The sequence below is a fragment of the Acetobacterium fimetarium genome (genome assembly GCF_014284475.1).
In the GTDB taxonomy this organism is placed as follows: domain Bacteria; phylum Bacillota; class Clostridia; order Eubacteriales; family Eubacteriaceae; genus Acetobacterium; species Acetobacterium fimetarium.
Genome location: NZ_WJBC01000044.1, coordinates 1 through 7,255 on the forward strand (window position 1 = coordinate 1; position 7,255 = coordinate 7,255).

A 7,255-nucleotide genomic window follows, 5' to 3' on the forward strand; every position below is an offset into this window, starting at 1 on the left:
TGGAATAAAACGGCTTTTTCTGTGATTTTTCTTTATTGCGATCAGCCTGATTTATGGATTCATCAGCAACTGCTTTTTCTTCTTCTGCCAGCATTTTTATTTCCCCCTTGTTTTAGAATCGCATCATATCTAGTTAATATTATTTTTAATATTATACCCACTAATCGGGAATAACCAACAAATTATGAAAAAATTTGAGCAGCCTGTTTTGGATTTGACTTAATTTTACAGAATTGTGCGCATACAAAAAGCCAACATTTTTTATGGATACCGCCGTTAAAGAGAAATGGTCTGGTTAACGGCGGTACCCGATGAAAATGTTGGCTTTAGTTTAGAGCGCGTTATCGTTTTTAACTGAATACCGGTTCAAAATCCGCTTCGGGAGATCCGGCATTCTCAAATTGAGAATTGTAGAGATCCGCATAAAAACCGCTTCTGTTGAGAAGCTCATCATGGGTTCCCTGTTCGACGATATCGCCATCTTTCATGACGAGAATCAGATCGGCATTCTTAATGGTCGACAAGCGATGAGCAATGACAAAACTGGTTCGGCCGTGCATCAGGTTATCCATCGCTTTTTGAATCAGCACTTCAGTACGGGTATCAACCGAACTGGTGGCTTCATCCAGAATTAAAATTTTTGGATCGGCCAGAATGGCGCGGGCAATCGTAAGAAGCTGCTTCTGCCCCTGGGAAACATTGCTGGCTTCTTCATTTAAAACCATATCGTAACCATCCGGCAGGGTATGGACAAAATAATTTACCTGAGAAGCTGTAGCGGCGGCTTCAACTTCGGCATCGGTGGCGTCCAGCCGTCCGTACTTGATGTTATCACGGATACTGGCATTATACAGCCAGGTGTCCTGGAGAACCATGCCAAAAAGACTGCGGAGATCTCCGCGGCTGAAATCCTGGATATTATGTCCATCCACTAAAATTGCTCCCGAATTGACGTCATAAAAACGCATCAGCAGCTTGACCATTGTCGTTTTACCGGCGCCGGTTGGCCCGACAATCGCGACTTTCTGGCCCTCTGTGATATGAGCGGAGAAATCGTTGATGACAATTTTTTCGGGATTGTAACCAAAATGGACATGATCAAAGTCAACACCGCCATGGACATTTTTCAGATCAAAATTGGTTTTATTTTCTTCAATTTCTTCTGGTTCATCAAGGAAGGTGAAAACCCGTTCAGCCGCAGCGGTGGTCTGCTGTAAAATATTGGAGATATTGGCAATCTGCGTGATGGGATGGTTAAACTGTCTGACGTACTGAATAAACGCCTGAATATCACCGACCGATAATCTGCCATTTGCGGCCAGATAGCCGCCCAGAATACATACGGCCACATAACCCAGATTTCCGATAAAGTTCATCATCGGCATCATCAGCCCGGATAAAAACTGGGATTTCCAGGCAGAACTGTAAAGTGTGTCATTATAGTGATCAAACGTTTTAAAAGATGCCTGTTCACCATTAAAAGCCTTGACAACATTATGGCCGCTATACATTTCTTCGACGTGGCCATTGATGTGGCCCAGATAAGTCTGCTGCTCGCTGAAATGTTTCTGAGATTTTTTAACCACGAGAACGACCATAATAAATGATAGTGGGACGATGCAGATCGCGACCAGAGTCATCTGCCAGCTGATCGAAAACATCATAATCAGAATACCGACAATTGTTGCAATCGAGGTGATAATTTGAGTAACGCTTTGATTGAGCGTCTGGTTGACGGTTTCGATGTCATTGGTCAGAAATGAAAGCACTTCGCCATAACTTGTTTTATCGAAATATTTGAACGGCAGACGATTGATTTTTGAAAAGATATTCTGCCTTAGATTATAGGTTACCTTCATGGAAATGCCGGTCATAATATATCCCTGAATGCAGGAAAAAATGACGGAAATGATATACAGTCCCAGCAGGATAAGGATGATTTGGCCGATATAGTTAAAATCAATCCCGTTGCCGTTGTCGGCAATGATATTCATGATGCCTTCAAAAACTGCGGTTGTGGCTTTACCCAGTATTTTTGGCCCCAGAATATTAAAAATGGTTGATGCGACGGCAAAGACCAGAACAAAAATCAGTCCTATTTTGTAGGCGCCTAAATAATGCATCAGCTTTTTAAGGCTTCCCTTGAAATCCTTGGGTTTTTCTCCGGGCATCATCCCGGCCGGACCGTGGCCCATGCCGCCACGTCTTGGTTTTGGCTGTTCTTGATTTTTCATAGTGTCAGTTCCTCCTCGGTAAGTTGTGAGGATGCAATTTCCCGGTAAGTTTCACAGCTTTTCAATAATTCACTGTGAGTTCCTTGACCGACCACGCGGCCGTGTTCCAAAACGATGATCTGTTCGGCCTGCATAATGGTATTGATCCGTTGGGCGACGATCAGCACGGTACTGTTGCCGGTGTATTCTTTGAGCGCCCGTCTCAATGTGACATCAGTTTTGTAATCCAGTGCTGAGAAACTGTCGTCAAAAATATAGATATCCGGTTTTCGGACCAGGGCTCTCGCGATCGAAAGCCGTTGCTTCTGACCTCCGGAGACGTTGCTTCCGCCCTGTGAAATCTCCCGTTCAAAACCTTCAGTACTGGAATCGATCAAGCTTGTGGCCTGGGCAACCTGAGCGGCGATGGCTAAATCTTCTGCAGTGGCTTTATTGTCCCCATAACGAAGATTTGAAGCAATCGTTCCTGAAAAGAGAACGCCTTTCTGCGGGATATATCCGATTTTTTCGCGCAGATCGTGTTGGGTGACATTGCGGATGTCAATGTCATCGATGCGAATGGCGCCGGAAGTGACATCAAAAAATCGTGGAATCAGATTAATCAACGTCGATTTTCCCGAACCGGTCGAACCGATAAAGGCCGTGGTTTCGCCGGGGTTGGCAACAAAGCTGATATCGTGGAGGACATCTTCATCCGCCCCTTCATAACGAAAAGAGACATGGTCGAAAACAAGCGTACTGCGATTCTCAAGCGGCAGTTTCTGCGGCGTTTCGGGATCGTTAATGCTGGGTTCGATGGCCAATACTTCCTGGATACGATCACCGGAAACCGAAGCTCGCGGGATCATGATGAACATCATCGACATCATCAGGAAGGAGAAGATGATCTGCATCGCATATTGCATAAATGCCATCATATCGCCGACCTGCATGGTTGATTGGGCAATTTGGTGGGCCCCAACCCAGACGACCATGACACTGACCGCATTCATGATAAACATCATCGTTGGCATCATAAAGACCATCACCCGATTGACGAAAAGGTTATTGCGGGTGCTGTCTTTGTTGACTTCATCAAAACGGTCTTCCTCAAATTTCTGATTGCCGAAAGCTCGGATGACCATCAGGCCGGTGAGGTTTTCACGGGTGACCAGGTTGAGCTTATCAACCAGCGCCTGAATGATTTTAAACCGGGGCATTGCAACGATAAAAACAATACCGATGATCAGCACAATCGCGATGACCGCGACAAGGATGATCCAGCCCATCGAGGTGGTTCGTCTCAAGGCCATGATAATGCCGCCGATGGCAAGGATGGGTGAATAGCAGAGGATCCGGATGCCCATAATCAGGATGGTTTGAATTTGCGTGATATCGTTGGTACTCCTTGTAATCAAAGAGGCAGTTGAGAATTTGTCAAACTCGGTATTGGAAAAGAGCTGTACTTTTCTGAAAATATCCCGGCGCAGGTTTTGGGCAACCCCGGCGGCAATTTTGGCGGAAAAAAAACCGACGGCGATTGCGGCTGAAATACTCACCAAAGAAAGCAGCAGCATTAATCCGCCGATTTTCAAAATATACTGATTCTGCACGGATGACAAATTCACGCCGAGTTCCGAGTAGAATTGATTGGTGAATTGAATGGCAGTTTGAAGCTGCATCGATTCAGGGGTTTGGGAAGCCTGATCTCTGACATCATCAAAGGTTGATGACGGCAAACGGGTAAGCATCGGCAGGGCTTCATAAATTTTCGCGAAGTCAACGTCCGACATGCTCTGTGTCGCGGTTGCGGTATCGGTGCTCAGGGAGCGCATGTAATAAATAAACGTCCAGGTGGCCTGACCGAAAATTGGATCCAGAGTCTCAAATGTATCGGAAGTCGAATCATTCAACACGTAAAGGCTTGCTGTTTCCAGCAGCGGAAATTTGTTTAAGGTGGAATCATAGTCCGGGTTTGAATGATCCTCCGGAGACATCAGCGTATAGTTATTTTCAACGGTTGATTTTTGATCATCCGTCATAAAGGTGGTCATCAGGGTATAGCCGTCTTCGCTGATTGCTTCCGGGGTAGCATGTTCGATACCGTTTTGCTGGATGCCAACATTGACAATATCGGACATGAAATTGGGAAGATTAAGTTCCGATATGGCTTGAACAAAAAGCAACGTCAAAGCGAGCAGCAGCATAACAAGATAAGGTTTTAAATAGCGTGCGAGTTTTATCATGGTTTTTTCCTTTCTGCGTTTTCATTGTGGTCTTTATCTTTCTGGTTGCCTTCGAGTATTTCCAGTGCCGCTGATAACTTGTCCAGCAGAGAGATCAGAGTTTTGGTATCATCCTCTCCCAGAAGTGCGGCGGCTTCATCAAAAATCCGAAAGGAGGCCTCGGAATTCTCTTTTTCCAGCGCTGCGCCCTTTTCTGTGAGATTCACATATACCAGGCGGCGGTCTGCCTCGGTAGTGATTCGTCTGACATAATCATGTTTAACCAGGTTGGTGATGGTTTGAGATACTCCGGGCATGGAAATGGCTGAACAACGGCTGAGTTCAGAGATTTTCATGCCCGGGGGAATAGGCTGACCGCTGGCTTCGCATTCAGATTTCAGGGCGGCATAACGATTTTGGATGGTGACGAGCATGAAAAATTCATGGGGCTTGAGACCGCCAAAGCGTTGATTGCCGAATCTGCCCATGCTGGATTTTTTTACCCGATGGAAAGACTTAAGTAATAGTTGTCCGTTAGTGATCAAAAATAACTCCTTTCAAAGCTTAACAGTTAACCTAAATAATAGTTAAGCGGATTAACATAAATTATTATAGTCCAAATAACGACGAGTGCAAGAGAAAAATCAAATTGAAAAGCTTTACGTAAAAAAAATATGCTATAATAACCAGATAGTTTAAGGAAAATTAAGAAAGAGGAGTAGAGCTTGCAGAAATGACAACAAAAAAGGAAATACTAAAATACGCATTTATCCAGACCCTTCCGGTTCTGTTTGGCTACCTGTTCATGGGAATTGCCTTCGGAATTCTGCTTGAGGAAGCGGGATATAATTTTTTCTGGGCCTTGTTCATCAGTCTGACGGTGTATTCCGGTTCGATGCAGTTTGTGCTGATTGGCATGCTGGGCGGCGGGATGGGAATCATCGCGATGATTGTTTTGACTTTCTCCGTTCAATGCCGGCATATTTTTTATGGACTATCTTTCATCGAAAAGTTCAAAGCGATGGGTAAACGGGGCTGGTACATGATCTTCTCGTTAACCGATGAAACCTATTCACTGCTTTGCGGCATGAAGATCCCTGAAGAGCTGGACAAGAAAAAAGTGTTTTTCACCGTCGCGGTTCTGGATCAGAGCTACTGGGTGATCGGCTGCACGCTTGGCGGTATCATGGGAAGTTTTATCGGATTTGATACCACCGGAATTGATTTTGCCATGACGGCTCTTTTTGTTGTCATTTTCATCGAGCAGTGGTATGGTTTTCATTCTCGTATTCCGGCGATTGTGGGGATATGCTGCGGCACCGTGTCTTTGATCATATTTGGCGCGGGTGGATTCATTCTGCCGGCGCTGATTGGCTCAGTATGTCTGCTTTTACTGTTGAAAAATACCATCATCAAGGAAGAGGACAGTCAGGAGGTTTGCCAATGAGTTCAGGTTTTATTACCCCATTTTTAGTCACCATGCTGGTGGCCGGATGTACATTTGCAATTCGATACATGCCCTTTGCGCTTTTTGGCGGCGGAAAAGAGGTGCCGCCGATCATAACGGCTTTAGGAGAAATGCTGCCCCCGGCGGTCATTGCGATTCTGGTTGTTTACTGTTTGAAAAGCGTCAGCCTAGTAACCGCGCCTCATGGTCTGCCCGAATTTATTGCGGTTGGAATCGTGGCGATCCTTCATATCTGGAAGCGGAACAACCTTTTGAGCATTGGCGGCGGGACGCTGGTTTATATGGTGCTGGTTCAAATGGTGTTTTAAAATAAAATGGGGCGATTGCAAAATATCAGATTTTGCAATCGCCTCATTTTTTCTGTCCGGAAATATATCAATTAATGCCCGGCAATCAGAAACTTGATTTTGATCCCTTGTTCGGCATACATTTTTTCGTGTTCAGTTTCGATATTGGCGAGATAATCCGCAGCGTGCAAATCCCAGATCAGGGTTTTGATCGTGAAATCAGATGCTTCGAAATATTTTATGGAATCCTGAAACAGCGCATCGTTATCGGTTTTAAAATAAATCTCACCATTATTGGACAAAATTTCGGTATATTTTTTCAGCTGCTTGGAATGGGTGAGACGTTTTTTGTGATGGCGTCTTTTAGGCCAGGGATTACAGAAATTGATGTAAATCCGCTCGACGTCGTCTTTTGGAGAGAGGATGGCGTCGATGCGTTCCACATCCCAGGACATCAGCCGGATATTGTCAACCGGTTGTTTTTTATTTTCATAGGCGGCTTCGATACTTCGTTTTGAGACGCCGAGCACCGCATCAATCAAATCGATGGCCAGATAGTTGATCTGCGGGTTTTGACTGCCAAGCTTTGCTATAAAAGTTCCTTTGCCACAGCCCAGTTCGATATGAAGGGGCTGTTTTCTTTTGAAAAGATGCTGCCATTGGCCCCGATGTTCGGGCGGATTGGCCTGGAAAAAGCCACAGGCTTCCAGTTCAGGTCGAGCCCACGGTTTTGGTCGTATGTGCATGGTGATGCTGCTACTGTAAATATAGACAAATGTGTCTAAATCCAGAAATTTACTGTTTCACGGTGTCTGTCCTCGTGTGACTTGTCACACTACTAACATTTGATATAACACTCCGCAGTCTTAAAATCCCGACTAGCCATCGGTACACATATACAATGCAGTTAAGAAGCGATTGTATATTCTATTGCGTTTTTCAAATTAATTGCTGCGTTTAAATCTCTGTCTATTTCAAAACCACAATCCGGGCAAATGTAAACTCGGTCTGAAAGTTTAAGATCGCTTTTAATGCATCCACAGCTTGAACACGTCTTACTTG

General features: G+C 44.9%; 7 protein-coding genes. 2 read left to right on the top strand and 5 right to left on the bottom strand.

Translation table 11 applies throughout. From position 1 onward, the window contains the following. Positions 1-350 precede the first annotated feature (350 nt). Genes GH808_RS14690 through GH808_RS14700 form a run of 3 tightly spaced genes read right to left on the bottom strand, consistent with a single transcriptional unit; the run spans position 351 to position 4,983 of the window. On the bottom strand, positions 351-2,234 hold the full coding sequence (locus GH808_RS14690) for an ABC transporter ATP-binding protein (RefSeq protein WP_186843540.1): 1,884 nt from the start codon (positions 2,232-2,234) through the stop codon (positions 351-353). Next, positions 2,231-4,459, bottom strand: a complete 2,229-nt coding sequence (locus GH808_RS14695) for an ABC transporter ATP-binding protein (RefSeq protein ID WP_186843541.1) — start codon at positions 4,457-4,459, stop codon at positions 2,231-2,233. The genes GH808_RS14690 and GH808_RS14695 overlap by 4 nt, the downstream gene beginning before the upstream one ends. After that, positions 4,456-4,983, bottom strand: coding sequence for a MarR family winged helix-turn-helix transcriptional regulator (locus GH808_RS14700; protein ID WP_186843542.1), 528 nt, complete (start codon positions 4,981-4,983; stop codon positions 4,456-4,458). Before GH808_RS14700 ends, GH808_RS14695 begins: the two co-directional genes overlap by 4 nt. A gap of 188 nt (positions 4,984-5,171) precedes the next feature. Here GH808_RS14700 and GH808_RS14705 point away from each other — a divergent pair, with 188 nt between their 5' ends. Together GH808_RS14705 and GH808_RS14710 are read left to right on the top strand one after the other, a co-directional pair. After that, positions 5,172-5,885: an AzlC family ABC transporter permease gene (locus GH808_RS14705; protein WP_186843543.1), complete on the top strand. Its 714-nt coding sequence runs from the start codon at positions 5,172-5,174 to the stop codon at positions 5,883-5,885. After that, positions 5,882-6,214 (top strand): branched-chain amino acid transporter permease, encoded by a 333-nt coding sequence (locus GH808_RS14710; protein WP_186843544.1) that lies wholly within the window; start codon positions 5,882-5,884, stop codon positions 6,212-6,214. The genes GH808_RS14705 and GH808_RS14710 overlap by 4 nt, the downstream gene beginning before the upstream one ends. A gap of 71 nt (positions 6,215-6,285) precedes the next feature. Here the strand turns inward: GH808_RS14710 and trmB are convergent, their stop codons facing one another. Together trmB and GH808_RS14720 are read right to left on the bottom strand one after the other, a co-directional pair. Continuing rightward, complete coding sequence (trmB, locus tag GH808_RS14715; RefSeq protein WP_186843545.1) at positions 6,286-6,939, bottom strand: tRNA (guanosine(46)-N7)-methyltransferase TrmB; 654 nt, start codon at positions 6,937-6,939, stop codon at positions 6,286-6,288. Between the two features lie 161 nt (positions 6,940-7,100). Then, positions 7,101-7,255: zinc ribbon domain-containing protein (locus GH808_RS14720; protein WP_186843546.1), on the bottom strand; the 155-nt coding region annotated here is incomplete at its 5' end.